The sequence below is a fragment of the Halomonas beimenensis genome, from assembly GCF_002549795.1.
Taxonomy (GTDB): domain Bacteria; phylum Pseudomonadota; class Gammaproteobacteria; order Pseudomonadales; family Halomonadaceae; genus Halomonas; species Halomonas beimenensis.
The window spans coordinates 864041-887637 of record NZ_CP021435.1; the positions used below are offsets into that span (position 1 = coordinate 864041).

The window sequence follows — 23597 nt, forward strand, 5'->3', positions numbered from 1 at the left end:
AGGGAGATGCGGGATGCTAGGGTTACCCAGGGGAAGGGCGCAGGTACCCGACTGGCGCGGCTTCGTCTCGAGCCGGGCCAGCGCCCCGCGGGATCCACGCCTGGCGCGCTTCTTCGCCGCCGGAGTACCGGCGCCGGAGACGCCCATCGCCGAGACGCCGCTGGTGGCGCTGGACATGGAGACCACCGGACTCGACGCCCGCCGCAACTCCATCGTCAGCATCGGCCTGGTGCCCTTCACGCTGGAACGGATCGGTCTGACCGGCCGTCGCTACTGGATCGTGCGCCCGAGGCGCCCGCTCAGCGCCAAGTCGGTGACCTTCCATCACATCACGCATGCCGACATCGCCCAGGCCCCGGAACTGGACGACATCCTCGGCGAGCTGCTCGAGGCCCTGGCCGGTCGCCTGGCGGTGGTTCATTACCGCCACATCGAGCGCCCCTTCCTGGACGTCGCGGTGAAGGCGCGGCTCGGCGAGGGGGTCATGTTCCCGGTGATCGACACCATGTCGCTGGAGGCACGCATCCATCGCCAGTCCCTGCTGGCCCGCTTCAAGCGTTGGATGGGGCGCCCGCCGGCCTCGATCCGCCTCTATGACAGCCGAGAACGCTACGGCCTGCCGCCCTACCAGGGGCATCATGCCCTCACCGACGCCCTGGCCACGGCGGAACTGCTGCAGGCCCAGATCGCCCATCATTACAGTCCCGAAATCCCCATCGGGGCGATCTGGAGCTGATCGGCATTGGCCGGCAAGCATTGCCGCCGGGGGCGTCGCGGCACAGGCGACGATCAACGCGAACAGGACGCTCGCTTCGATGGCCGGGTCAATAGTCGATGCCGCGACGCGCCTCGAGGCCCGCGTTGAAGCCGTGCCGGACTTCCTGCATCTCGGTGACGGTGTCGGCCATGGCCAGCAGCTCGCGGTGGGCGTTGCGCCCGGTGAGGATCACGGTCTGCTCGGGGGGGCGATTCGCCAGGGCCTGTCGGACGGTGTCGATATCCAGGTAGCCGAACTTGAGCATGTAGGTGATCTCGTCGAGCACCACCAGGTAGACCTCGGGGTCGGCGAGCAGGCGCTCCGCCTCGGCCCAGACCTCCAGGCAGGCTCGGGTGTCGGCCTCACGGTTCTGGGTCTCCCAGGTGAAGCCGGTGGCCATGATCGCCACCTCCAGGTTCGGATCTTCCTGGAGGCGTTCCCGTTCCCCGCATTCCCACTGGCCCTTGATGAATTGCACCACCCCGACCCGGTAGCCATAGCCCAGGGCGCGGGTCACGGTGCCCCAGGCGGCGGTGGTCTTGCCCTTGCCGTTGCCGGTGAACACCAGCAGCTGGCCGCGTTGTTCGGTGGCGCTCGCCACCCGCTCGTCCACGTGGGACTTGAGCTTCTGCATGGCCCGGCGGTGGCGTGTCTCGCGATCGGTCATCTTGTGTTCCTGTGTCTGGCCCGGATGAAAGCGGCAGCTTACGCCAGCGCGGCACCGGCGTCAGCCGCGGCGGCGGGCCTCCATGCGCGCCAGGAACACCGACATGATGCGCTCGTACAGGGCGGGGCCCAGCACCGCATCCTCGATGCCGGCGTCCACGTTGGGATTGTCGTTCACCTCGATGACCAGCACCCGCTCGCCGATCTGCTTGAGGTCGACGCCGTAGAAGCCATGGCCGATCAGCCGGGTGGCGCGGAGGGCGGCGTTCACCACCGGGGCCGGCACCTCGCGGGGGGCATGGGTGGTGAAGCCGCCGCTCTTCATCCGGCCGCCGGAATGGTCGTAGATCTGCCAGTGGCCGCGCGCCATGAAGTAGCGACTGGCGAACAGTACCTGCCCGTCCAGCACGCCGATCCGCCAGTCGAACTCGGTCGGCAACCATTCCTGAAGCAGCAGCAGGGCCGAGGTGTCGAACAGCCGGTCGGCCTCGCGGATCAGCGTCTCCCCGGAGTCGATCTTCACCACCCCGCGGGAAAAGGCACCGTCGGGCACCTTGAGGACTCGGGGATAGCTCAGGCCCTCGGCCAGACGGGCCAGTCGCGAACGGTCCCCCCGACGCAGCAGGAGGCCCTCCGGCGCGGGCACGCCCCGGGCACGAAGCAGCGCATGCAGGTAGACCTTGTTGGTGCAGCGCAGGATGTCGTCGGGGGCGTCGATGACCACCAGGCCGTCGTGTTCGGCCTGTCTCGCCATGCGCCAGGTGGGGTGATCCAGGGCCGTGGTCTCGCGTAGGAACAGGCCGTCGAATTCGGCCAGGCGGCCGGCGTCGCGGCGCGTGATCAGCGAGACGTCGATCCCCAGGCGGCGTCCGGCGCGGATGAAGGCCTTGAGCGCGCCCCGGTTGCTCGGCGGCAGGCTTTCCTCGGGATTGACCAGAATGGCCAGGTCGAAGCGATAGCGCCGCCGGGCACGGGGCGATCGCCAGACCCGGCGGGCGTGGCGCTGGAGCGCCCGGGCGAAGAGGTCCTGTTCCTCCTCGTCGAGGTCGCGCAGGCGGCAGGGGCGGATCCGCTCCACCCGCCAGCGGCCCTGGCGGCGTGCCAGCCGCACCTCCAGCAGGGGACAGGGCAGCCGCTCGAAGAGCCGTCGCGCGAGCGCCGCCAGGGTAGGCTCGAGACACTCGCCGAACAGCACGCGCAGGCGAAGCCGATCGCCGGCCAGGCCGCCGTCACGGGACAGTTCCTCCAGCAAGGGGGCCAGCGGGGCCAGCGCCAGGTCGAGGGTGGCCTTGCGTGACAGGGTGTTGAGGGTGTCGACCCGGGGCTGCACGCGCTGGCCGCGGGCCTGAGCCAGCAGCGAGACGTAATAGCCGAGGCCCAGGTAGTCCAGCTCGCCGCAGAGGTTGAGCACCCGGGTGCCACGGTCCCGGGCCGTCGTGGTGGGCTCCAGGGCCAGGAAGTCGTCCGCGGGCATGAGGTCCTCGGAGGGGAAGTAGGGCCGCCAGTCATCGAGGCGGTCGACGACGATTCGCAGGGTGCTCATCGGGCAGGTAACCGGGTGGGGGAGACGGCCACAGCATGCGCCTGAGCCCCATTCCCTACAAGCTGCTACATGCGTGAAAATATTTCATCTCAAGGGCCGCTGACAGGGTGCTCCGGTCTCGCCAGAATCCGATTCAGGACCACCGGATGCGCCCCCATGACCCCGACCCTGCGCCTCGCCGATTCCCGGGACCTCGCCGCCCTCTATCGACTCGAGCAGGTGGCGTTCACCGGCGATCGCTTCAATCGCCGCCAGCTCTGGCACCTGCTCAATCGCGCCCATGCCCTGACCCTGGTGGCCGAGGGGGGCGATGGCCGATTGCTCGGCTACGGCACCTTGCTGTTCCGCCACGGCAGTGGCCGGGCCCGGCTGTATTCCTTCTGCGTGCACCCCGAGGCCCGCGGCGCCGGCCTCGGTCGAGGCATGCTGGAGTGGCTGGAAGCGGCGGCCCTGGACCGTGGCTGCGAGTGGCTCGCCCTGGAGGTCCGGGCCGACAACCAGGTGGCGTTGTCCCTCTACCGCCGCCTGGGGTTCGTGCCCACGGACTGGCTGGGCGAGTATTACGAGGACGGCTGTGCCGCCTGGCGGATGTCGAAGGGCCTGGCGCTGGCCCGGGCCGGCTAGGTGCGGCCGGCTAGGCGCGGCCGGCTAGGCGCGGCCGGCTAGGCGCGGCCGATCCCCGCGCCTAGAATGGCGGGATCACTCACCATCGGAATCCCGCCATGCCCTCCTTCGACATCGTCTCCGAGTTCGACCAGCACGAGGCCACCAACGCCGTCGACCAGGCCAACCGCGAGCTGCAGAGCCGCTTCGACTTCAAGGGCGTCACCGCTTCCTTCGCCCTCGAGGGCGAGACGGTCACCCTCGAGGCCGAGGTGGACTTCCAGCTGCGCCAGATGCTCGACATCCTGCGCAACAAGCTGATCGCCCGGGGAATCGATCCCCGCTGCATGAAGGTCGAGGACCCGGAGCTCTCCGGGGTACGGGCTCGCCAGACGGTGGCGCTCAAGCAGGGCCTCGACCAGAAGGAAGCGAAGGACATCGTCAAGCGGATCAAGGAAACCAAGCTCAAGGTCCAGGCTCAGATCCAGGGCGAGAAGATCCGCGTCACCGGCAAGAAGCGTGACGACCTCCAGCGCATCATGGCGCTGCTCAAGGGCGAGGAGGGGCCGGATCTGCCGCTGCAGTTCGACAACTTCCGGGACTGATCCACAAGGCGCATCCGGCCGCCCTTGACCCGGGTCAAGCCATCGTCACCTGCGCTTGAAATCCGTCGTGTCGTCACCAAGTCTGAATCTGCACGAGGCAGTACCGTGCGTGGTTCTTGTGGTGTCGATAACGCTTCAGGAGGTGACGTATGGATCTGCAGAAGTGGTCTCCCTGGAACTGGTTCCGCAGCGAGGGCCAGGACGCGCCGGCCGGCGGCGAGCCCCGTCGCGGCGAGTTGACGCCGCTGGCGGGCATGCACCAGGAACTGGATCGCTGGATGGACGGCATGATGCGCCAGTTCGGCCTGCCGTCCCTGGAGAGCCGCTTCGGCGACATGCCCGAGCTGCTGCGTCCTCGCCTCGACATCGCCGAGCGGGATGACGACTACCTGATCAGCGTCGAGGTGCCCGGCGTCGAGGAGAAGGACATCACGCTGAGCCTGGACGGGGATCGCCTGGTGATCGAGGGCGAGAAGCGCCAGGAAAGCACCACCAAGGAGGATCGCTACCAGCGGGTGGAGCGTTCCTACGGCAGCTTCCGTCGGCTGCTCGACCTGCCCGCCGACGCCAAGCCCGAGGCGATCGAGGCGTCCTTCGACAAGGGCGTGCTCACCATCACCGTGCCCCGCAGCGGCGAGGTCAAGTCCCGCCGCCGCGAGATCCCCATCAAGGGCTGACGCCGCCGCCGGCGGCCGGACGCGCCGCCGGCGACCTTCTCCATAGCCTTTGCCTGACGCGGCCATTGATCTCCATCATTGGCACCGGGGGGGCGCTTGGGCTTCAATGAGGATACTGCCCTTCGCCGCCACGGGAGCGAGCGCCCGATGTCCCATGCACGCCGAGCCGCCTACCTGACGCTTGCGGGAATCAGCTTCCTGCTGGGGGTGATCGGCGCCTTCCTGCCGCTGCTGCCGACCACCTGTTTCATGCTGCTGGCGGTCTGGGCCGCTTCCCGGGGGTCGCCGCGGTTCGCGGGCTGGATACGCCATCATCCCCGCTTCGGCCCCGCCGTCCTCGCCTGGGAAGCGGAGCGGGCGATCCCCCGACATGCCAAGTGGCTGGCCGGGGCCATGCTGCTGCTGTCGATGCTGCTGCTGTCCGTCACTCTCACTGCCCTCTGGCTCAAGGCCGGGCTGATCGTCTTCCTGGGCCTGGTCGGCCTGTGGATCCTGACCCGGCCCGAGCCGGTGACCGACGCCTGAGCCGCCCCAGGGCTATCGCAGATGGATCTGGCGAGGGGCGCCGGGGACAGGTCGAAGAGGGGGGCCTACGCCAGGGGTGAGGAGGATTCCTCCGAACGGGCTGGCCAGGGATGGCCAGCACCGGTCCTGCAAGCGGAGCGGGATGCGAGAGCGCCGCAGGGCGTCGGTAGCGCCCATGGAGGGGTTCACCGCGCCCCTCGCAGACCTGTCGACGGGTCAGCCCCGAGCGATGACACTAACTGCCTGAGCCGCCGTCGTCGGCTTTGAGATCGAGGCTGGGAGGGCCGTACAATGGCCGGCAATCTTCGACAGGAGCCATCCTCGATGTCCGAACCGCAACCGATCTACCTGAGCGACTATCGTCCTCCCGCCTATCGTGTCACCCATACCGAGCTGACCTTCGACCTCGACCCCGCGGCGACCCGGGTCAAGGCCCGGCTCCACGTCGAGCGTCACCCGGATCGCGAGCCCGGCGCTCCCCTGGAGCTGGACGGCGAGCAGCTTGCGCTCAAGGCCATCGCCATCGACGGCCAGGCTTTGGGCGAGGACGAGTACGCCCTCACCGAGCGCGGCCTGAGGGTGGACGGGGTGCCGGAGCGCTTCTTGCTGGACACCGAGGTCGAGATCGCCCCCGAGGACAACACCGCCCTGGAGGGGCTCTATCGGTCCGGGGGCATGTTCTGCACCCAGTGCGAGGCAGAGGGCTTCCGGCGCATCACCTTCTACCCCGACCGTCCCGACGTCATGGCCACCTTCTCCACCACGGTCATCGGCGACGCGGCCGGCCTGCCGGTGCTGCTCTCCAACGGCAATCCGGTCGAGCGGGGAGAGCTCCCCGGCGGACGCCATTTCGTGACCTGGGAGGATCCCCATCCCAAGCCCAGCTACCTGTTCGCCCTGGTGGCGGGGGACCTCAAGAAGGTGGAGGATCGCTTCACCACCATGAGCGGTCGCGAGGTCACCCTGCAGATCTGGGTCGAGGAGGAGAACCTGGGCAAGACCGATCACGCCATGGCCTCGCTGAAGCGTGCCATGCGCTGGGACGAGGAGACCTACGGGCGCGAGTACGATCTCGACCGCTACATGATCGTGGCGGTCAACGACTTCAACATGGGGGCCATGGAGAACAAGGGGCTCAACCTCTTCAACTCCGCGGCGGTGCTGACCCACCCCCAGACCGCCACCGACGCCGCCTTCCAGCGGGTGGAAGGCATCGTCGCCCACGAGTACTTCCACAACTGGTCCGGCAACCGGGTCACCTGCCGCGACTGGTTCCAGCTGTCGCTGAAGGAAGGCTTCACCGTCTTCCGCGACCAGTGCTTCTCCGCGGACACCAACTCGGCGCCGGTCAAGCGCATCGAGGAGGTCTCCTTCTTCCGCACCGCCCAGTTCGCCGAGGATGCCGGACCCACCGCCCATCCCGTGCGCCCGGATCACTACATCGAGATCGGCAACTTCTACACCCTGACCATCTACGAGAAGGGCGCCGAGATCGTGCGCATGCTGTGCAACCTGGTGGGCTGGGAGGCCTTCCGGCGTGGCGCCGATCGCTACTTCTCGCGCTTCGACGGCCAGGCGGTGACCATCGAGGACTTCGTGAACTGCATGGCGGAAGCCTCCGGCCACGACCTGTCGCAGTTCCTGCTCTGGTACTCCCAGGCCGGCACCCCGGAGATCGATGCTCATGGCGAGTACGACTATGCCAACGGGGTCTACCGCCTGGTGCTGCGCCAGCGCACCCCGGCCACGCCCGGTCAGCCCGACAAGCTGCCGCTGCACATCCCGTTGCGCCTGGGGCTGGTCGGTACCAAGACCGGCCGTGACCTGCCGATGACCCTGGACGGCGAGGATCTCGGCACCGACGGCGTGATCCACCTGCGCGAGGAAGAGCAGGAGTTCGTCTTCACCGATGTCGCCGAGGCGCCCGTGCCGTCGCTGGCGCGCAACTTCTCCGCGCCGGTCAAGCTGCACTTCCCGTATTCCCGCGAGGACCTGGCCTTCCTGCTGGCCCATGACAGCGACGGCTTCAACCGCTGGGACGCCGGTCAGCGCCTGGCCCTGCTGGCCCTGGACGACCTCATCGCCGCCCACCGCAACGGGGTGGAGAAGGTCATGGATCCGCGGGTGGTCGAGGCCTTCCGCCACCTGCTGACCACGGAGGCCGACGACAAGGCGGTGCTCGCCGAGATGCTGACGCTGCCCTCCGAGGCCTACATCGCCGAGCAGCAGCCGCTGGTGGACGTGGACGCCATCCATGCCGCCCGGGAGTTCGTCAAGCAGTCCCTGGCAACCGCCCTGCGCGACGACTTCCGGCGCCTCTACGAGGAACATCGCAGCGAGGCGCCCTATGCCCCCGAGCCGGAGCAGATCGCCGCGCGAAGCCTCAAGAACGTGGCGCTGTCCTATCTCGTCAGCATCGAGGACGAGGAAGGCATCGAGCTGGCGCAGCGACAGTTCGAGGCGGACCACAACATGACCGACGTGCGCCAGGCCCTGACCCTGCTGGTGCACTCGAGCCGCGGGGACCTGGCCGACCCGGCGCTGCGGGCCTTCGGCGAGAAGTGGGCTCACGACCCCCTGGTTATGGACCAGTGGTTCAGCATCCAGGTCACCCGGCCGCAATCGGACGCCCTGGATCGGGTCAAGTTCCTCATGGATCACCCGGCCTTCTCGCTGACCAACCCCAACAAGGTGCGGGCGCTGATCGGGGCCTTCGCCCAGAATCGCGTCAATTTCCATCGCCTCGACGGCGAGGGCTACCGGCTGCTGGCGGACGTGGTCATCGAGCTCAACCGCCTGAACCCCGAGATCGCGGCGCGGCTGGTCACCCCGCTGACCCGCTGGCAGCGCTTCGACGAGACGCGCCAGGAGCTGATGAAGGCCGAGCTCGAGCGTATCCGCGGCGAGGAACTCTCGCCGAACCTCTACGAGGTGATCGAGAAGGCGCTCGCCTGACCGAGGCACCGCTCCTCGAGACGACAAGGCGCCGCCTCAAGGGGCGGCGCCTTGTCATTGGGTGGCGGCTAGCCGCGTAGCTTGGGCAAGCGAGCCGGCGAGCGCACCCGCCCAACTAGTAGATCAGCCAGCTCAATACCGTCACCCCCAGCAACGCCCAGATCAGGCTGGCGATCAGGGCGCGACGCCGCAGGGCGCCGAAGCCGCGCCACAGCAGCCACAGGCCGAATGCCAGCACCACCAGGCTCAGCAGGCTGGGGGCGATGCCCAAGGCCTGCGAGGTCCCCTGGATGAAGCTCCCGACGGCGTCGTCCAGACCTGTGAAGAAGGCGATGAGCGCATCGACGAGGAAGCGAATGAACTCGCCGAAGGCCTGGCCGATGAAGGCGAAGACGTCGTCCATGGGGTCCTGGGTCTCCGGAGGAGGCGGTAGGGGACCAGTATCGCGGCCCGGGGCAGGCCGGGCAAGGGCATCAGCCCAGCTGGCTGGTCCTCGAGGTGATGCCGGCCTCCTCGGCGGCGCTGTCGGCCAGGGCCCGGCCTGCCTCGTCGTAGACGTGGAAGACCGCATGGGCGCCGAGCTCGCGGATCGGCTCGATCTCCTCAGGGAACTCCACCACGGCGGTGATGCGGCCCTGGAAGCGCCGGGAGCGCAGCTGCTTGAGGGCGAAGAGGTTGCCGGCGTGGTGGGGCATGGCCAGCACCACCAGGCGCACGTCCGGCGACATCAGCAGCTTGTCCCAGAAGTCGGAGTCCAGGGCGTCGCCCTCGAGGACGTTGAAGCCGCGCTTGGTGAGCCGCTCGACGCTCTTGGGGTTGCTGTCGATCCCCAGCACCTGCAGGCCGTACTCCTTCTGCAGGCGCCGGTAGACGCTGCGCCCGATGCGCCCCATGCCGAGCACCACCGCTTCGGCGTCCCCCACCTCGATGGGGCGGTCGCTGGACGTCAGTTCGTTGACGTCGATGGGCGGCAGGCGCGGCTCCAGCCAGCGGTACACGCGCTCGCTGACGCCGTTGAACACCGCCGAGACACCGAAGCTCAGCGCCACCGCGAGCGACAGCACCACCAGCCAGGTGTCGGGCAGCCAGCCATTGGCGGCGGCGATGGCCCCGACGATCAGGCCGAACTCGGAATAGTTGGTCAGGCTCAGCGTGGCCAGCACCGAGGTTCGGTGACGCATGCGGAAGCGCAGGAAGACCAGCTGGTAGAGCAGGCTCTTCAGCGGCAGGATCAACACCAGCAACAGGGCGACGGCGAACAGTTCCCAGCTGGGCATGGCGGTCAATCCCAGGCTCAGGAAGAAGCCCACCAGCAGCAGTTCCTTGAGGCTGAACATGGAGCGGGCCAGGGTCTGGGCGGCGGGATGGGGCGCGAGCAACAGGCCGATGATCAGGGCGCCGAGATCCCCCTTGACGCCCACCGACTCGAAGAGCGCATAGCCCAGCACCAGCGCCAGCAGCATGCCGAACAGCATCTGCATCTCGCCATGTCCCAGGCGGTCGAGCAGTGCGCGCAGGGCCGGGGCCAGGGGGATCAGCAGCACCAGGCCCAGCGCCCAGGGGCTCGGCATCTTGCCGGTGCTGGCGGTGAGGAAGATCACCGCGAAGATGTCCTGCATGATCAGCACGCCGATGGCAAGGCGGCCATAGGCGGTCTGGCTTTCGCTGCGCTTTTCCAGCACCTTGACCACGAAGACCGTGCTGGAGAAGGACAGGGCGAAGCCCAGCAGCGCGAGGGTCGGCCAGCCGGTATCGGCCAGCATTGGCAGGCCCAGCCACTTGAACAGCGAGAAGAGGCCGACCATCGTCGCCGTCGAGGCGAGCATGTGCAGGGTCGCCCCGCCCCAGACGTCGGGGCGCAGCAGGGTCCGGATATCCAGCTTCAGGCCGATGCTGAACAGCAGCAGGGTGACCCCTACGTCGGCCAGCACGTGCAGCAGGGGCGTCGCCTCGTACCCCAGGGCATTGAGCACGAAGCCTCCGGCCAGAAAGCCCACCAGGGGCGGGAGCCGTAGGCTCATGGCGGCGAGGCCGCCGAGGAAGGCCGCTAGAATGAAGGCCGGTGCGATCATGAAGACTCCATGTGCCGGATTCCCGGAAAGACCGATAGTGTAAGGAAGTCATAAAGTGAATGGCATTCATCTTTTCATCCTGCCGGCCCGACGTGAAGCGGTGATGAAGCGTCTCCGGGGCGGCCGCCAGGGAGGCAGGACGCCATGGCCGTCCTGATCCTCAACGGCAAGTCGGCCCAACTGCCGGTGCTGCGCCAGGCGGTCTTCGCCTGTCGCGAGGGCGGGGCCGACCTGGAGGTTCGGGTCACCTGGGAGCCCGGTGATGCCACCCGAATGGCCGAACGGGCCGCTCGCGAGGGCGTGTCGAGGGTGATCGCCGGCGGGGGCGACGGGTCGGTGCACGAGGTGGTCAACGGCCTGATGCGACTGCCCGCCGAGGCGCGTCCGGCCCTGGGGATCCTGCCGCTGGGCAGTGCCAACGATCTGGCCAACGCCCTGGGATTGCCGATGTCCCTGGACGCGGCGCTGACGGCCGCCCTGGACCTGCCCCCGCACCCGGTCGACGTGCCGCGGCTCGATGATCGTCATTTCCTCAACATGGCCACCGGCGGCTTCGGGGCGGAGGTGACCTCCTCCACTCCCAAGAGCCTCAAGCGGTTGCTCGGCGGGGGCGCCTACTCGGTGATCGGGGCGCTCAAGGCCTGGCAGTACCGGCCCTATCCCGGTCGGCTCCGCTGGGCCGGGGGCGAACGCGAGGCCTCGCTGTTCGTGCTGGCGCTGGGCAACGGGACCCGCTCCGGTGGCGGTCAGCGGCTGACGCCGGAAGCCTGCATCGACGATGGCCAGCTCGACGTCCTGCTGGTCCGGGACTTCGCTTCGCTGCGCGAGATGTGGACGATGCGTCGCGAGCTCCAGCAGCGCCCGACGAAGGGCGCGTTCGTCGAGACCTTCCGCACCCCCTGGCTGAGCTTCGAGGGCCGCGATCCGCTGCCGCTGACCCTGGACGGCGAACCCTGGCGGCGCCGGGCGTTCCGCGTCGAGGTCTCGCCCGGCGCCTTGCGGCTGGCCGTGCCGGAGGACTGTCCCTTGCTGGCTCATCCGCGGACTGGCCAGGCCAGCCTGGCTGCGGCATCCTGACCTTCCATCCGAACCGGGAGACCCGCTCATGCCGACCCCCTTTCATCTCGCCGTGCCGGTCCGTGACCTGGAGGAGGCCCGCCACTTCTACGGCGGGCTGCTGGATTGCCCCGAGGGGCGCAGCAGCGATAGCTGGATCGATTTCGACCTCTATGGCCACCAGTTCGTCTGCCACCTCGACCCGACCCTGGGTGAGACGCCAAGAGACGATTGCCGCAACCCGGTGGATGGCCAGGGGGTTCCCGTGCCCCACTTCGGGGTGGTGCTGGAGATGGCCGACTGGGATGCGCTGGTCGACCGCCTCACCGCCGCCGGCATCCGCTTCGAGATCGAGCCGCACCTGCGCTTCGCGGGCCAGCCTGGCGAGCAGGCCACCATGTTCTTCCGCGACCCCAGCGGCAATGCCATCGAGTTCAAGGCGTTCCGGGACATCGACGGGCAGCTCTTCGCCCGCTGAGCACGCCTTGCGGGGGAACGGCCCCTTTGGTGCAATGATGTCCACACCCCCCGAAGGAGACTCCCGGTCATGACATCCTGGAGACCGCTCGTCCCGATACTGGCCCTGTTCCTGGTGGGCTGCGGCGACGAGGAAGCTCCCTCCTCGGAGACGTCGAGCCCCGAGGCCCCGAGTGCGGCCGTCGAGACGGCGCCCGAGCTGGAAGCATCGGCTCCCGACGCCCCCGCCGCCGAGCCGGCCGAGGAGGCGTCTCGCAGCGCCGCCGAGGGAGATTCCCCGGGGCCGCAACCAGCCTCCGACGAGACCCTGGGCGGCGAGGTGGCAGGCGATGTCCTGGATGAGGGCGCCCCGCCATCCCCCGATGCCGCCGACGACGAGGTCGAACGGATCCTGGAGGAGACCGAGCGTCGCTTCCAGGAGGCGAGCCAGACCATCGAACAGCAGTACGAGCAGGCCGAGCGCGAGTCCCGGCCGGAAGGTGGCGTCGAGGCCGGGGGGGACCCCTCGACCTCGATGGAGCTGGAGGCCGCCCTGGAGGAGGAGAGCCCCGCGTTGGAGGGCGAGGCCGCGCTCGAGACGGATCCCGAGGTCGAGGCGATCCTCGAGGAGACCGAGCGCCGCTTCGAGGAGGCCAGGCGCAAGATCGACGAGCAGTTCGAGCAGGCGGAGCGGTCGGTACCGAGCGAGATTCGCGAGACGACCACCGTGGAGGAGGTCCCGGAGGAGCAGCCGAGCGAGGAAGAGGCCTCTTCGCCCTGAACTGAACGCCCTGAAATGCAAGAAGGCCCGCCGGTGGCGGGCCTTCTGCTTGGCGGTGCCGGTTCGACCGGCGACCGGGGCGCTCGAGCTTACTCGGTGACCCGGACGTTGGAGGCCTGAAGGCCTTTCTTGCCCTGGGTGACGTCGAAGGAGACCTTCTGGCCGTCCTGCAGGGACTTGAAGCCGTCAGCCTGAATCTCGGAGAAGTGCACGAAGAGGTCGTCACCGCCGTCTTCCGGCGAGATGAAACCATAGCCCTTGGTGTCGTTGAACCACTTGACAGTGCCAGTTGCCATTGTCGATTTCCTTAACTAACTAGATGATGGTGCCAGGCCCGCCCGGTCGCCGACCGCGCGAACCCGTAGTGCGTGGGCAAGACAAGGAAGAAGTGCGCACCGGGTGTATCGAAGGAATCGAAGTACAACTGACGACTTTCTACTTGCTAACCAACGCAGCGGATAGTGCATCAGCGCCAGGGTTGCGTCAACATCGTGGCGCAGGGAGACTGGTGCTTCCGCCCGCAAGGTCAATGTAGCCACAAAGCCCTCGGGCGTCCAGCGACCGAAACGGCTTAGACGAGACTCCCATGACCCATACTCGCCTCGCTTCCCAGGACACCCACAGCAAGGTCGTCGGCTACCTGCTGTGGCTCTTCGGCTTCCTCGGTGCCCATCGCTTCTATTACGGCAAGCCGGTCACCGGGACGATCTGGTTCTTCACCCTGGGCCTGCTGGGCATCGGCTGGCTGATCGATCTCTTCCTGATCCCGTCGATGGACCGCCAGGCCGACCTGCGCTTCCAGGCCGGGCCCACCAACTACACCCTGGCCTGGCTGCTGCTCACCTTCCTCGGGGTCTTCGGCGTGCACCGCTTCTACCTGGGCAAGTGGCTCACCGGGCTGCTCTACCTCTGCACCCTCGGACTCTTCGGCCTGGGCGTGCTCTACGACTTCTGGACGCTCAACGACCAGATCTCCATGCGCCACGCCAAGCGCGGCATCTTCAACGGCTGAGGGGCGGCGATGCTGCTGGACGCCCAGTTCTGGCCCTTCCTGCTGGCCATCACGCTGCTCAGCATCACCCCGGGGGTCGATACCCTGCTGGTGATCCGCAACACCGCCCGGGGCGGGGTTCGCGACGGCGTGGCGACCAGCCTGGCGATCTGTACCGGGCTCTTCGTGCATGCCGCCGTCTCGGCACTGGGCATCTCGTTGATCCTGCTGCAGTCGGCCTGGGCCTTCGCCGCCCTGAAGCTCGCCGGGGCCGGCTATCTGGTCTGGCTGGGGCTGGCCAGCCTGGGGGCCGTGCGTCGGGGGCAGGGGCTGCCGGTGGCGGGCCTGGCCACCGAGCGGCGGCAGGTGCCCCTGTGGCGCCCGCTACGCGAGGGCCTGCTCTCCAACGTGCTCAACCCCAAGACGGTGGTCTTCTACATGGCCTTCCTGCCCCAGTTCATCGCGCCCGGGGACCCGGCGCTGGCCAAGTCGCTGTGGCTCGCCGGGGTGCACTTCCTGGTCGCCAACCTGTGGCAGATCGGCGTGGTCCTGATGGTGGGGCGTGCCGGCCGCTGGCTGGCGCGGCCGGCCGTGTCCCGTTGGCTGAACGGCGTCACCGGGGCGGTGCTGGTGGGGTTCGGCGCCAAGCTGGCGCTGACCCGCGCGCCCGGCTGACACCGGCAGCTAGAAGCCGGAAGGCAGCATGTTGCCCCCGAAGCTCAAGTCAAGGGGTTTCTTCCAGCTTCAAGCTTACGCCCGCGAAGCGGGCGATCTTCCGGCTCCCGGACGAAGTCCGGGCTCTCCAGCTTAGTTCCTGGCCAGCAGGGAACCGTCGTAGCGCCCCTGACGCTCGGCCGGGGTCAGCAGCGCCACCCCCGTGGTATCGCCGCCCTGGGCCAGGCTCTCGAAGATCACCCGATAGGCCAGCACCGCCTGGACGTACCGGCGGGTCTCGCGGAACGGGATGCTCTCGACGAACAGGTCGAAGGCCTCGGGCGCCCGCTCCAGCCAGCGGTCGCCGCGATGGGGGCCGGCGTTGTAGGCCGCGGTCGCCGCCAGGCGGTTGCCCCCATAGCGGTCGAGCATCTCGCCGATGTAGGCACTGCCCAGGCGGATGTTCACCGCCGGGTCGAGCACGCCGAAGCGTCCCGGGTCGGCCAGACCGAGGCGGCGGCTGACCTGGGCGGCGGTGCCCGGCATCAGTTGCATCAGCCCCCGGGCCCCGGCCGGAGACAGGGCCTCGGGATTGTAGGCACTTTCCCGCCGGGCGATGCCCATGAGCAGGTAAGGGTCCACCCCGTGGGTCTCGCCCCAGCGCAGGAAATCGCTTCGATAGGCCTCGGGGAAGCGCCATTCCAGGGCGTCCCACAGTTCGGCCGCGATGGTCGTCTGGACCAGGCGGGCGGGCCAGTCGCGGCGGGCCGCGTAGTCGGCCAGGGCCATGGCCTGACCGGGCGTGGCCCGGGCCGCCGCGGCGTACCACTCGCTGCTGGCCAGCCCCGGCTCGCCGATGCGCAGCAGCGCCTCGGCACGGCGCACCGCGGGCAGGGCGGCGATCTCGCGGCGGCTGGCCTCGTCGACGACGGTCGAGGCGCGGTTCAGGGCATAGGGCCGGCCCAGGCGGTCGGCGGCGGCGAAGCCGAAGAAGCTACGCTGGAGGGCCGCCCGTGCATAGGCCACCTCTGCGGCGGCCGTGTCCCCCAACTGCTCCAGGGCCCGGGCCTGCCAGTACTGCCAGCGTGCCTCGTCGCGCTCGGCCTCGGGGAGCCGGGACACCCAGTCGAGTACCCCCCGCCAGTCCCGATCGCCCAGGGCGACCCGGATGCGCAGCGCGGTCAGCTCCGAGTCGTCCAGCCGTGGCAGCACGCCGTCGACCCAGCCGCGGTTCTGCTCGATGTCGCGAACCAGCGAGTAGAAGGCCAGGTCGCGTTCGATGGCCGAGCGGTGTCCGGCCGCGAGGTCCACATGTGGCGCCACCTTGCGCCAGGCCTCCAGGGCCGCCTCGGTGTCGGCGCGGGTGAAGCCGTGCATGGTGGCGGCGAACAGGGCGCCGCTGCCCCGGCAGTCCGGGCCCAGGCAGGCGGGCACCCGGGTGATCGCCGCGAAGTCGCCCCGCAGGCGGTCCAGGGCCGCCCGGGCATCGTTCCAGTCGTTGCCGAGCAGCCCCCCGAGGTAGGCGACCATGCCCGTCTCGCCGTCCCGCCAGGCCAGGGTCAGGCGTTCCCAGATCTCGTCGGGGCCGATCTCGCCCCTAGCCCGAAGCGTCGCGAAGAGGGGGTCGCAGGCGTCCGGCTGGGACCGGCCGACCCGCCACAGCGCACGGCCCCCCTCGGCGGCGGCGGCCGGGTCCGCACCGAGCAGGGCGGTGTAGTAGTGGCAGCGGCGCTCCGCGCCGCGGGGCTCGCCGTCCGCGACGGCCAGCAGGCGCTCGTGGCGCCCGGCCTCGCCGTAGGCGGAGATGGCCTGGCCGCGCATCCAGCCGGCCAGGGGGGAATCGGCATGGCGCCCGAGGAAGGCCTGCACCTCGTCCGGCGTGGCCGCGGGCAGGCGGGCCTTGAGGCGGTGATAGTCGACGTAGCCGACCAGCACATGATCGGCGATGGCGGTCCGATCGATGGCCTGCCATTGATGGTTTCGGGCCGCCTGGAGGGCATCGCGCAGGGCCCCGTCGCCGGCCTGCGCCTGGCCGGCCAGGGGCAGGCAGAGCAGGGCGGCGCTCAGCAGGGGCTTCCAGCGGGGGAGGAAGGGGAACCTTGTCGTCATGGGCGCCTCACCGGGTCGCGAAAGGAGAGCGATGTGTCCATGGTCGCCCATGGATCGGCGCTTGAGTAGTGTCGCCGTCCGCCGACGGCTGGCGTCTCGCCTGCGCTAGCGTCATCCTTTAGCCTGCCCCTTCCTCGACGGCACGGAGAATCCCCATGGCCGGTCTCGATGGCCTGACCCTGCTGCAACGCCTGAAACGGCGTGCCGGCGCCCTCGGCCAGATGCGTCGGGCGCTGAGGCTGTTCGCGCCGATGCTGGCGGACGTGATCCGCGGCCGCTACCGGCCCGTGCCCTGGCCGGCGATGGGCTGGATGCTGGCGGCCCTGGCCTACCTGGTGTCGCCGCTCGACCTGGTCCCCGACGTCCTGCTGGTGCTGGGGCTGGCGGACGACCTGGTGATCGTCGGCTGGTTGCTGACCCGGGTCGACCGTGCCCTGGCGGACTACCGGGCCTGGCGGGACGCCGCCTCGGTCCCGCGGCGCTGAGCATTGCCAGGGAACCGTGAGTCGGCTAGATTGAGTCAAACGTTTGACTATTTGGTGCCGGCGTTCGCCGGCGTCTTCCTGCCCCGAGGTGGTCCATGTCCTCCGGCCCCGTGCCCAGCCCCGAAGAATGGCGTCGTGCCCTGCAGCGCTTCGCCGATGCCGTCCCCCATACCCGCGAACTCGGCCTGGAGGTCCTCTCGGCCGGGCCCGAGGGCGTGCGCCTGCGCCTGCCCTGGCACGCGGACCTGCTGGGCGACGAGGTCAGGGGGCTGGTCCATGGCGGCCTGCTGACCATGCTGCTGGACACCGCCTGCGGCTCGGCGGTGCTGCCGGCCCTGCCCGAGCCCGAGGTGTGCCCGACCCTGGACCTGAGGGTCGACCACTACCGCCCCGCCGTGGCGGGCCGGGCGATCCTCGCCGAGGCCCGGACCGTATCGGTGAGCGCCTCGGTGGTCTTCACCGAGGGCAGGCTGTGGCAGGAGGCGGGGCGGCCGGTGGCCCGGGGCATCGCCAACTTCGCGCGCCTGGGTCAGCGCAACACCCCGCCGGATTTCAAGGCGGCGCTCTTCGCCGGGGAGGACGGCCATGCGTGATGGCTTCATCGATGCCGAATGGCTGGCCCGCACCCGGGAGGAGGGGGACGTGGCGGCCTGGCTGGAGCGGATCCCCTATGCCCGGCGCATCGGCGTCTCGGCCGCCCCGGCCGAGGACGGCGAGGGACTGATCTTTCGCCTGGCCCCGCACCGGAGCAATGTCGGCAACCCGCTGCTGCCGGCCCTGCACGGCGGGGTGGTGGCGGCGTTCATGGAGACCGCCGCGACCCTGGACCTGATGCTGGCCACCCGGGAACCGCGGCTACCGCGGATCGTCGATGCGTCCATCGACTACCTGCGGACGCCCCGGGTGGTCCCGACCCTGGCCCGCTGCGAGCTGCTGCGCGAGGGACGGCGGCTGGCCAACGTCCGGGTGCACGCCTGGCAGGACACCGAGGACGCCCCGGTGGCCACCGCCCGCCTGCACTTCGTGCTCGGCGAGCCCGGCAACGCTTGAAAAAGTTCGACCGGTCCCCATATCGACGGAAGCCAAGCAACCGGTGGCCCGTCGCCACCGCCGACACGTCGACAAGGGGTCCGTAAGACATGACCACTGCCACCCGTGAAGAGACCCTCGGCTTCCAGACCGAGGTCAAGCAACTCCTTCACCTGATGATCCATTCCCTGTACTCCAACAGGGAGATCTTCCTGCGCGAGCTCATCTCCAATGCCGCCGACGCCTGCGACAAGCTGCGCTATGCGGCGCTGGACAACGACGCCATCTACGAGGGCGACAGCGAACTGCGCATCGAGATCGAGCACGATGCCGAGGCCGGCACCGTCACCGTGCGCGACAACGGCATTGGCATGACCCGCGACGAGGTGATCGAGAACCTGGGCACCATCGCCAGAAGCGGCACCGCCGAGTTCCTCAAGCAGCTCACCGGGGAACAGCAGAAGGACGCCAAGCTGATCGGCCAGTTCGGGGTCGGTTTCTACTCCGGGTTCATCGTCGCCGACGAGGTCACGGTGCGCACCCGCAAGGCGGGCACCGAGCAGGCCGAGGGCGTCGAATGGCACTCCCAGGGCGAGGGCGAGTTCACCGTGGCCGACGTCGAGCGCGAGGCCCACGGCACCGAGATCGTCCTGCACCTCAAGGAGGATGCCCGGGAGTTCGCCGACGACTTCCGTCTCCAGAGCCTGGTGCGCAAGTACTCCGACCACATCGAGGTGCCGGTGCGCATGCCCAGGGTCGAGACGGCCAAGGACGAGGACGGCAACGACATCGAGGGCGGCGAGACCGTCACCTGGGAGACCGTCAACGAGGCCACGGCCCTGTGGGTGCGGCCCAAGAGCGAGATCACCGACGACGAGTACAAGGCCTTCTACAAGCACGTGGCCCACGACTTCAGCGACCCGCTGACCTGGAGCCACAACAAGGTCGAGGGCAAGCTCGAGTACACCAGCCTGCTCTACGTGCCGGGCCGGGCGCCCTTCGACCTGTACGAGCGCGACGGCGCCCGGGGGGTGAAGCTCTACGTCCAGCGCGTCTTCATCATGGACGACGCCGAGCAGTTCCTGCCGCTCTACCTGCGCTTCATCAAGGGCGTGCTGGACACCCGCGACCTGTCGCTGAACGTCTCCCGCGAGCTGCTGCAGCAGGATCCCAAGGTCGAGAAGATCAAGTCGGCGCTGACCAAGCGCGCCCTGGACATGCTCAAGAAGCTGGCCAAGGACGACGAGGCCTACCAGACCTTCTGGAACACCTTCGGGGCCGTGCTCAAGGAAGGCCCGGCGGAGGACTACGCCAACCGCGAGAAGATCGCGGGGCTGCTGCGCTTCTCCACCACCCACACCGACAGCGCCACCCAGGACCAGTCCCTGGCCGACTACGTGTCGCGCATGAAGGAAGGCCAGGAGAAGATCTACTACATCGTCGCCGACGGCTTCAACGCGGCCAAGTCCAGCCCGCACCTGGAGATCTTCCGCAAGAAGGGCATCGAGGTGCTGCTGCTCCACGACCGCATCGACGAGTGGCTGATGAGCCACCTCACCGAGTTCGAGGGCAAGCGCTTCGTCGACGTGGCCAAGGGCGAGCTCGACCTCGGCGAGATCGAGGGCGAGGAGGAGAAGAAGGCCCAGGAGGAGACCGCCAAGGCCAAGGAGGACCTGGTCAAGCGCGTCAAGGAGGGCCTCGGCGAGGAGGTCCAGGAGGTCAAGGTGACCCATCGCCTCACCGACTCCCCGGCCTGCGTGGTGCTGCCCGAGCACGAGATGGGCTTCCAGATGCGCCGCATCATGGAGGCCGCCGGCCAGAAGCTGCCGGAGGTCAAGCCGATCCTCGAGCTCAATCCCGAGCACGCCCTTGTGGCGCGCCTCGAGGCCGCCGAGGGCGAGGGCTTCGCGGACCTGGCGCACATCCTGCTCGACCAGGCGATCATCGCCGAGGGCGGCCACCTCGACGACCCGGCCGACTACGTGCGGCGCCTCAACGCCCTGTTGAGCGCCTGATCCCTTCCCGCTGACCGACGCCGGCCCGGACCGGCGTCCCTTCCCTGCCGGCCGCCCTTCGAGGCGGCCGGCCTGCGTTCACAGCTCGTTCAGATAGCAATGCCGTTGGGTCTCGCAGCGCGAGACGCGGTACTCCAGCGCCTGCCCCTGCAGGTCCCGGGCGATGCGCCGAATCTCCAGCAACGGCGTTCCCGGCGCGACCTTGAGTACCTCCTCTTCCGTCGGGCTCGCGGTGACCGCGAACAGCCGCTCCTCTGCCTTGGCCACGCTCTGGCCGAAGCGCTGCTGGTAGAGCTGGTAGAGGGTGTTGGGCAGGGTCGCCGGCTCCTGCTCCAGGGCCGGGAATCGCTCGGCTGCGACCACCAGGTCCTCCAGCAGGGCCGGGGCCTCGTCCAGGTCGCGCACCCGCCGGATGTGCACCACCGCCTCGCCTTCCTCGATCCCCAGCGCCTCGGCTTCGTCCCGACTGGCCGCCCGGCAGTCTCGTGCCAGCACCCGTGAGATCGGCAGGGAGCGGGTGCCGTCCAGATGTACCAGGTGAAAGAACTGGAACAGCGAGCGGTCGCTGTCGTGGGTGGCGACCACCGTGCCCTTGCCCTGGTGCCGGATCACCACGTGCTCGCTGGCCAGGGCGGCCAGCGCCTTGCGCAGGGTACCCACGCTGACCCCGTACTCCTTGGCCAGGGCCGACTCGCTGGGGATGAAGGTGCCCGGTGGCCACTCTCCCGCCACGATGCGCGACAACAGGGCGTCCTTGATCTGCTGGTAGAGCGGGCGATAGCTGGGCGTCAGTGGTTGGTTCATGGCGATTCCTATCGAGGGTTACCGGAAGACAGGTAACGATTCGCGTCCTGGCTGCCTCTCGAGTATAGCGAAAAATCCTCTATATGACTCTTGACCATCCTATGTTATATGTCATATACATGAGTTGAGGCGTCAGGGGATCCGGTTCATCAGGGCTTGTCTTCGGGCCGGGATCGAGACAACACCAACAACCTCGAGAGAGGAGAGGACATCATGAGCATCGACTTCGTAGTGCATGATGCCGACGACAGCGTCGGCGTCGCGGTGGTCGAGGGCATTCAGGCGGGACAGGAGTTGACCGGCTGGGTGATGGAGGAGGACCAGATCATCACCTGCCAGGTGAGCGACCCCATTCCCATCGGTCACAAGCTGGCGATCCGCGACCTCGCGGAGGGCGACACCGTCATCAAATACGGCGTCGACATCGGTCGCGTGGTCCAGCCGATCGGCAAGGGTGAGCACCTGCACGTCCACAACGTCAAGACCAAGAGGTGGTAACGATGGAAATCAAGGGTCGCAAGTTTCTGGGATATCGTCGCGAGAACGGCCGCGTCGGGGTGCGCAACCACGTGATCGTGCTGCCGGTCGACGACATCTCCAACGCCGCCGCCGAGGCCGTCGCCAACAACATCAAGGGCACCCTGGCCCTGCCGCATCCCTATGGCCGGCTGCAGTTCGGCGCCGACCTGGACCTGCACTTCCGCACCCTGATCGGCACCGGCTGCAACCCCAACGTGGCCGCCGTGGTGGTCATCGGCATCGAGCCGGGCTGGACCCAGAAGGTGGTCGACGGCATCAAGGCCACCGGCAAGCCGGTCGAGGGGTTCTGGATCGAGCAGAACGGGGATCACAACACCATCTGCGCCGCCTCCAAGAAGGCCCGGGAGTTCGTGCAGTACGCCACCGAGCTGCAGCGCGAGGAGTGCGACATCGACGAGCTGTGGGTCTCCACCAAGTGCGGCGAGTCCGACACCACCTCCGGTTGCGGGGCCAACCCCACCGTGGGCGCGGCCTTCGACAAGCTCTACGAGGCGGGCTGCACCCTGGTGTTCGGCGAAACCTCGGAGCTCACCGGTGGCGAGCACATCGTGGCCGATCGCTGCGCCACGCCCGAGGTACGCGAGCAGTTCCAGGCGATGTTCGATCGCTACAGCGCCATGATCGATCGCCACAAGACCAGTGATCTCTCCGAGTCCCAGCCCACCAAGGGCAACATCGAGGGGGGGCTGACCACCATCGAGGAGAAGGCGCTGGGCAACATCCAGAAGATCGGCAAGCGCTGCAAGGTGGACGGGGTACTGGACAAGGCCGAGCATCCCGACAAGCCGGGCCTGTGGTTCATGGACTCCTCGTCCGCCGCCGCCGAGATGGTGACCCTGTGTGCCGCCTCGGGCTATGTGGTGCACTTCTTCCCCACCGGCCAGGGCAACGTCATCGGCAACCCCATCCTGCCGGTGATCAAGATCTGCGCCAACCCACGCACCGTGCGCACCATGGGCGAGCACGTCGACGTCGACGTCTCCCACCTGCTCAAGCGCGAGATCAACATGGAGGAGGCCGGCGACCAGCTGCTCGAGATGATGCTGCGCACCGCCAACGGCCGGAATACCGCCGCCGAGGCCCTGGGCCATCGCGAGTTCGTGCTGACACGTCTCTACGAAAGTGCCTAATATAACCCTTTCGCCCCCGCCCGATGGTGGGGGCGATTTTCCACGCCATTCTTCAATCCATCGGGAGGTGCCGCCTACTTTTCCTGAAGCGTCGGGTTCGTCGAAACCTCGACGGTTCCATGCAGGCAAGCTCGGTAACACAACGACAACATCTGGAGGTTAGCCATGCGAGTTTCTCGGTCCATCGCCCTGGTCACGGGGCTAGGAATGACCATCGCCGCAGGCGTCACGACGCTGGCCGTCGCGAATGAATTCCCCAGCAAGGACGTCCAGTACGTGATTCCCTTCGGGCCCGGTGGCGAGTCCGATATCAGCGCCCGTCTGCAGCAGAAATACTTCGAGGAGATCACCGGCCAGCAGCTGGTGGTGCAATACATGCCCGGCGGCGGCGGCGCCGTGGGCTGGTCCCAGCTCTCCGACATGCCCAGTGACGGTTACACGATCATGGGTTCCAACCTGCCGCATATCATCCTCAAGCCCATGGGCAAGGACGTGGGTTTCCAGACCGAGGATCTGAACAATGTCTTCTACTTCCATTACTCCCCCGACGCCATCCTGGTGCGCAACGACAGCCCCTACGAGACCCTCGACGACCTGATCCAGGCGGCCGAGGAAGCGCCGGGCACTGTGACCTTCTCCGGCAGCGGCACCTACAGCGCCAACGACGTGGCCAACACTCGCTTCCAGCAGCTCGCCGACGTGACCACTACCTACATCCCCTTCAAGGGGACAGGCGCCGCGGTCACGGCCCTGCTTGGCGGTCAGGTCCAGGCCGAGTGGGGCTATACCACGGTGGCGGCCAACCACCAGGACAAGGTGCGGATGCTGGCCGTGGCAGCCGAGGAGCGCCACCCCATGTTCCCCGAGGTGCCGACCTTCAAGGAGCTGGGCTACGACATGGTAGGCGGCGCCTATCGCGGCATGGCGGTGCCGGACGCTACTCCAGAGGGTGTCCAGCAGGAACTGTCCGACATCTTCCAGCAGATCAACCAGGACCCCGGCTTCCGCCAGGAGATGCAGGACCTGGGGTTCGTGCTGATGGACGTGCCCCTGGGAGAAATGGACGAGTTCATGGCGGAACGCCGAGACATGTATGAGGCTTCCGCTCGCGAACTTGGCCTGATCGACTGACCGGGGAGGAGCC

The 23597-nt window shown here is 68.3% G+C and carries 25 protein-coding genes; 18 read left to right on the plus strand and 7 right to left on the minus strand.

Features of this window, described 5'->3' with window-relative positions; genetic code table 11:
- The first annotated feature begins 13 nt into the window (after positions 1-13).
- Complete coding sequence (locus BEI_RS04060) at positions 14-736, plus strand: 3'-5' exonuclease (protein WP_097788310.1); 723 nt, start codon at positions 14-16, stop codon at positions 734-736.
- 88 nt (positions 737-824) lie between these two features.
- Here BEI_RS04060 and cobO read toward each other — a convergent pair whose 3' ends face one another.
- Positions 825-1424 (minus strand): cob(I)yrinic acid a,c-diamide adenosyltransferase, encoded by a 600-nt coding sequence (cobO, locus tag BEI_RS04065; RefSeq protein ID WP_097788311.1) that lies wholly within the window; start codon positions 1422-1424, stop codon positions 825-827.
- A gap of 60 nt (positions 1425-1484) precedes the next feature.
- Complete coding sequence (locus BEI_RS04070; RefSeq protein ID WP_097788312.1) at positions 1485-2966, minus strand: RimK family protein; 1482 nt, start codon at positions 2964-2966, stop codon at positions 1485-1487.
- Between the two features lie 156 nt (positions 2967-3122).
- Between BEI_RS04070 and BEI_RS04075 the strand changes: the two genes are divergently transcribed.
- The 5 genes from BEI_RS04075 (at position 3123) to pepN (ending at position 8331) form a co-directional block, all read left to right on the plus strand.
- Positions 3123-3590, plus strand: coding sequence for a GNAT family N-acetyltransferase (locus BEI_RS04075; protein ID WP_097788313.1), 468 nt, complete (start codon positions 3123-3125; stop codon positions 3588-3590).
- A 98-nt stretch (positions 3591-3688) separates the two neighbouring features.
- Entirely contained in the window at positions 3689-4174 is a 486-nt protein-coding gene (locus tag BEI_RS04080) for a YajQ family cyclic di-GMP-binding protein (protein WP_097788314.1), read from the plus strand.
- 149 nt (positions 4175-4323) lie between these two features.
- On the plus strand, positions 4324-4851 hold the full coding sequence (locus BEI_RS04085) for an Hsp20/alpha crystallin family protein (RefSeq protein WP_097788315.1): 528 nt from the start codon (positions 4324-4326) through the stop codon (positions 4849-4851).
- A 147-nt stretch (positions 4852-4998) separates the two neighbouring features.
- A complete protein-coding gene (locus BEI_RS04090) occupies positions 4999-5376 on the plus strand; it encodes a YbaN family protein (protein WP_097788316.1) in 378 nt (125 codons plus the stop codon).
- Between the two features lie 324 nt (positions 5377-5700).
- Positions 5701-8331, plus strand: a complete 2631-nt coding sequence (gene pepN, locus BEI_RS04095) for an aminopeptidase N (protein WP_097788317.1) — start codon at positions 5701-5703, stop codon at positions 8329-8331.
- A 115-nt stretch (positions 8332-8446) separates the two neighbouring features.
- On the opposite strand, the gene BEI_RS04100 is transcribed toward pepN, so the two are convergent.
- Together BEI_RS04100 and BEI_RS04105 are read right to left on the minus strand one after the other, a co-directional pair.
- Positions 8447-8734 carry a hypothetical protein gene (locus tag BEI_RS04100; RefSeq protein ID WP_097788318.1) on the minus strand — a complete coding sequence of 96 codons (288 nt, stop codon included), beginning with the start codon at positions 8732-8734 and terminating at the stop codon, positions 8447-8449.
- A 70-nt stretch (positions 8735-8804) separates the two neighbouring features.
- Positions 8805-10403, minus strand: a complete 1599-nt coding sequence (locus tag BEI_RS04105; protein WP_193765152.1) for a cation:proton antiporter family protein — start codon at positions 10401-10403, stop codon at positions 8805-8807.
- 144 nt (positions 10404-10547) lie between these two features.
- Here BEI_RS04105 and yegS point away from each other — a divergent pair, with 144 nt between their 5' ends.
- From yegS to BEI_RS04120, 3 genes are all read left to right on the plus strand, one after another.
- Positions 10548-11480 carry a lipid kinase YegS gene (yegS, locus tag BEI_RS04110; protein ID WP_097788319.1) on the plus strand — a complete coding sequence of 311 codons (933 nt, stop codon included), beginning with the start codon at positions 10548-10550 and terminating at the stop codon, positions 11478-11480.
- A 28-nt stretch (positions 11481-11508) separates the two neighbouring features.
- Positions 11509-11937 (plus strand): VOC family protein, encoded by a 429-nt coding sequence (locus BEI_RS04115; RefSeq protein ID WP_097788320.1) that lies wholly within the window; start codon positions 11509-11511, stop codon positions 11935-11937.
- A gap of 69 nt (positions 11938-12006) precedes the next feature.
- On the plus strand, positions 12007-12696 hold the full coding sequence (locus BEI_RS04120) for a hypothetical protein (protein ID WP_097788321.1): 690 nt from the start codon (positions 12007-12009) through the stop codon (positions 12694-12696).
- 89 nt (positions 12697-12785) lie between these two features.
- Here the strand turns inward: BEI_RS04120 and BEI_RS04125 are convergent, their stop codons facing one another.
- A complete protein-coding gene (locus tag BEI_RS04125; RefSeq protein ID WP_097788322.1) occupies positions 12786-12992 on the minus strand; it encodes a cold-shock protein in 207 nt (68 codons plus the stop codon).
- 290 nt (positions 12993-13282) lie between these two features.
- On the opposite strand from BEI_RS04125, the gene BEI_RS04130 reads away from it, so the two are divergent.
- Entirely contained in the window at positions 13283-13708 is a 426-nt protein-coding gene (locus BEI_RS04130; protein WP_097788323.1) for an NINE protein, read from the plus strand.
- Positions 13709-13717: 9 nt separating this feature from the next.
- A complete protein-coding gene (locus BEI_RS04135; protein WP_097788324.1) occupies positions 13718-14362 on the plus strand; it encodes a LysE family translocator in 645 nt (214 codons plus the stop codon).
- A 132-nt stretch (positions 14363-14494) separates the two neighbouring features.
- Here the strand turns inward: BEI_RS04135 and BEI_RS04140 are convergent, their stop codons facing one another.
- Positions 14495-16450, minus strand: a complete 1956-nt coding sequence (locus tag BEI_RS04140; RefSeq protein WP_097788325.1) for a transglycosylase SLT domain-containing protein — start codon at positions 16448-16450, stop codon at positions 14495-14497.
- A gap of 155 nt (positions 16451-16605) precedes the next feature.
- Here BEI_RS04140 and BEI_RS04145 point away from each other — a divergent pair, with 155 nt between their 5' ends.
- The 4 genes from BEI_RS04145 to htpG all read left to right on the plus strand — a co-directional run bounded on the left by BEI_RS04145 (position 16606) and on the right by htpG (position 19979).
- Positions 16606-16935: a YkvA family protein gene (locus tag BEI_RS04145; protein ID WP_097788326.1), complete on the plus strand. Its 330-nt coding sequence runs from the start codon at positions 16606-16608 to the stop codon at positions 16933-16935.
- A gap of 95 nt (positions 16936-17030) precedes the next feature.
- Entirely contained in the window at positions 17031-17528 is a 498-nt protein-coding gene (locus tag BEI_RS04150; protein ID WP_097788327.1) for a PaaI family thioesterase, read from the plus strand.
- On the plus strand, positions 17521-17985 hold the full coding sequence (locus BEI_RS04155; protein WP_097788328.1) for a PaaI family thioesterase: 465 nt from the start codon (positions 17521-17523) through the stop codon (positions 17983-17985). The genes BEI_RS04150 and BEI_RS04155 overlap by 8 nt, the downstream gene beginning before the upstream one ends.
- A gap of 89 nt (positions 17986-18074) precedes the next feature.
- On the plus strand, positions 18075-19979 hold the full coding sequence (gene htpG / locus BEI_RS04160) for a molecular chaperone HtpG (protein ID WP_097788329.1): 1905 nt from the start codon (positions 18075-18077) through the stop codon (positions 19977-19979).
- 78 nt (positions 19980-20057) lie between these two features.
- Here the strand turns inward: htpG and BEI_RS04165 are convergent, their stop codons facing one another.
- Positions 20058-20783, minus strand: a complete 726-nt coding sequence (locus tag BEI_RS04165; protein WP_097788330.1) for a GntR family transcriptional regulator — start codon at positions 20781-20783, stop codon at positions 20058-20060.
- A gap of 213 nt (positions 20784-20996) precedes the next feature.
- On the opposite strand from BEI_RS04165, the gene BEI_RS04170 reads away from it, so the two are divergent.
- From BEI_RS04170 to BEI_RS04180, 3 genes are all read left to right on the plus strand, one after another.
- Complete coding sequence (locus BEI_RS04170; protein ID WP_097788331.1) at positions 20997-21281, plus strand: UxaA family hydrolase; 285 nt, start codon at positions 20997-20999, stop codon at positions 21279-21281.
- A 2-nt stretch (positions 21282-21283) separates the two neighbouring features.
- Complete coding sequence (locus BEI_RS04175; RefSeq protein ID WP_097788332.1) at positions 21284-22453, plus strand: UxaA family hydrolase; 1170 nt, start codon at positions 21284-21286, stop codon at positions 22451-22453.
- Between the two features lie 165 nt (positions 22454-22618).
- On the plus strand, positions 22619-23584 hold the full coding sequence (locus BEI_RS04180; protein WP_097788333.1) for a tripartite tricarboxylate transporter substrate binding protein: 966 nt from the start codon (positions 22619-22621) through the stop codon (positions 23582-23584).
- Positions 23585-23597 lie beyond the last annotated feature (13 nt).

What these genes read in the sequence shown, in the direction of transcription:
- BEI_RS04125 (WP_097788322.1), bottom strand. Translation starts at nt 12,992, where the DNA reads ATGGCAACTGGCACTGTCAAGTGGTTCAACGACACCAAGGGCTATGGT.
- htpG (WP_097788329.1), top strand. Translation starts at nt 18,075, where the DNA reads ATGACCACTGCCACCCGTGAAGAGACCCTCGGCTTCCAGACCGAGGTC.
- BEI_RS04085 (WP_097788315.1), top strand. Translation starts at nt 4,324, where the DNA reads ATGGATCTGCAGAAGTGGTCTCCCTGGAACTGGTTCCGCAGCGAGGGC.
- BEI_RS04175 (WP_097788332.1), top strand. Translation starts at nt 21,284, where the DNA reads ATGGAAATCAAGGGTCGCAAGTTTCTGGGATATCGTCGCGAGAACGGC.
- BEI_RS04130 (WP_097788323.1), top strand. Translation starts at nt 13,283, where the DNA reads ATGACCCATACTCGCCTCGCTTCCCAGGACACCCACAGCAAGGTCGTC.
- BEI_RS04145 (WP_097788326.1), top strand. Translation starts at nt 16,606, where the DNA reads ATGGCCGGTCTCGATGGCCTGACCCTGCTGCAACGCCTGAAACGGCGT.
- pepN (WP_097788317.1), top strand. Translation starts at nt 5,701, where the DNA reads ATGTCCGAACCGCAACCGATCTACCTGAGCGACTATCGTCCTCCCGCC.
- BEI_RS04105 (WP_193765152.1), bottom strand. Translation starts at nt 10,403, where the DNA reads ATGATCGCACCGGCCTTCATTCTAGCGGCCTTCCTCGGCGGCCTCGCC.
- BEI_RS04155 (WP_097788328.1), top strand. Translation starts at nt 17,521, where the DNA reads ATGCGTGATGGCTTCATCGATGCCGAATGGCTGGCCCGCACCCGGGAG.
- BEI_RS04140 (WP_097788325.1), bottom strand. Translation starts at nt 16,450, where the DNA reads ATGACGACAAGGTTCCCCTTCCTCCCCCGCTGGAAGCCCCTGCTGAGC.
- BEI_RS04090 (WP_097788316.1), top strand. Translation starts at nt 4,999, where the DNA reads ATGTCCCATGCACGCCGAGCCGCCTACCTGACGCTTGCGGGAATCAGC.
- BEI_RS04115 (WP_097788320.1), top strand. Translation starts at nt 11,509, where the DNA reads ATGCCGACCCCCTTTCATCTCGCCGTGCCGGTCCGTGACCTGGAGGAG.
- BEI_RS04135 (WP_097788324.1), top strand. Translation starts at nt 13,718, where the DNA reads ATGCTGCTGGACGCCCAGTTCTGGCCCTTCCTGCTGGCCATCACGCTG.
- BEI_RS04150 (WP_097788327.1), top strand. Translation starts at nt 17,031, where the DNA reads ATGTCCTCCGGCCCCGTGCCCAGCCCCGAAGAATGGCGTCGTGCCCTG.
- BEI_RS04080 (WP_097788314.1), top strand. Translation starts at nt 3,689, where the DNA reads ATGCCCTCCTTCGACATCGTCTCCGAGTTCGACCAGCACGAGGCCACC.
- cobO (WP_097788311.1), bottom strand. Translation starts at nt 1,424, where the DNA reads ATGACCGATCGCGAGACACGCCACCGCCGGGCCATGCAGAAGCTCAAG.
- yegS (WP_097788319.1), top strand. Translation starts at nt 10,548, where the DNA reads ATGGCCGTCCTGATCCTCAACGGCAAGTCGGCCCAACTGCCGGTGCTG.
- BEI_RS04170 (WP_097788331.1), top strand. Translation starts at nt 20,997, where the DNA reads ATGAGCATCGACTTCGTAGTGCATGATGCCGACGACAGCGTCGGCGTC.
- BEI_RS04120 (WP_097788321.1), top strand. Translation starts at nt 12,007, where the DNA reads ATGACATCCTGGAGACCGCTCGTCCCGATACTGGCCCTGTTCCTGGTG.
- BEI_RS04060 (WP_097788310.1), top strand. Translation starts at nt 14, where the DNA reads ATGCTAGGGTTACCCAGGGGAAGGGCGCAGGTACCCGACTGGCGCGGC.
- BEI_RS04180 (WP_097788333.1), top strand. Translation starts at nt 22,619, where the DNA reads ATGCGAGTTTCTCGGTCCATCGCCCTGGTCACGGGGCTAGGAATGACC.
- BEI_RS04075 (WP_097788313.1), top strand. Translation starts at nt 3,123, where the DNA reads ATGACCCCGACCCTGCGCCTCGCCGATTCCCGGGACCTCGCCGCCCTC.
- BEI_RS04165 (WP_097788330.1), bottom strand. Translation starts at nt 20,783, where the DNA reads ATGAACCAACCACTGACGCCCAGCTATCGCCCGCTCTACCAGCAGATC.
- BEI_RS04100 (WP_097788318.1), bottom strand. Translation starts at nt 8,734, where the DNA reads ATGGACGACGTCTTCGCCTTCATCGGCCAGGCCTTCGGCGAGTTCATT.
- BEI_RS04070 (WP_097788312.1), bottom strand. Translation starts at nt 2,966, where the DNA reads ATGAGCACCCTGCGAATCGTCGTCGACCGCCTCGATGACTGGCGGCCC.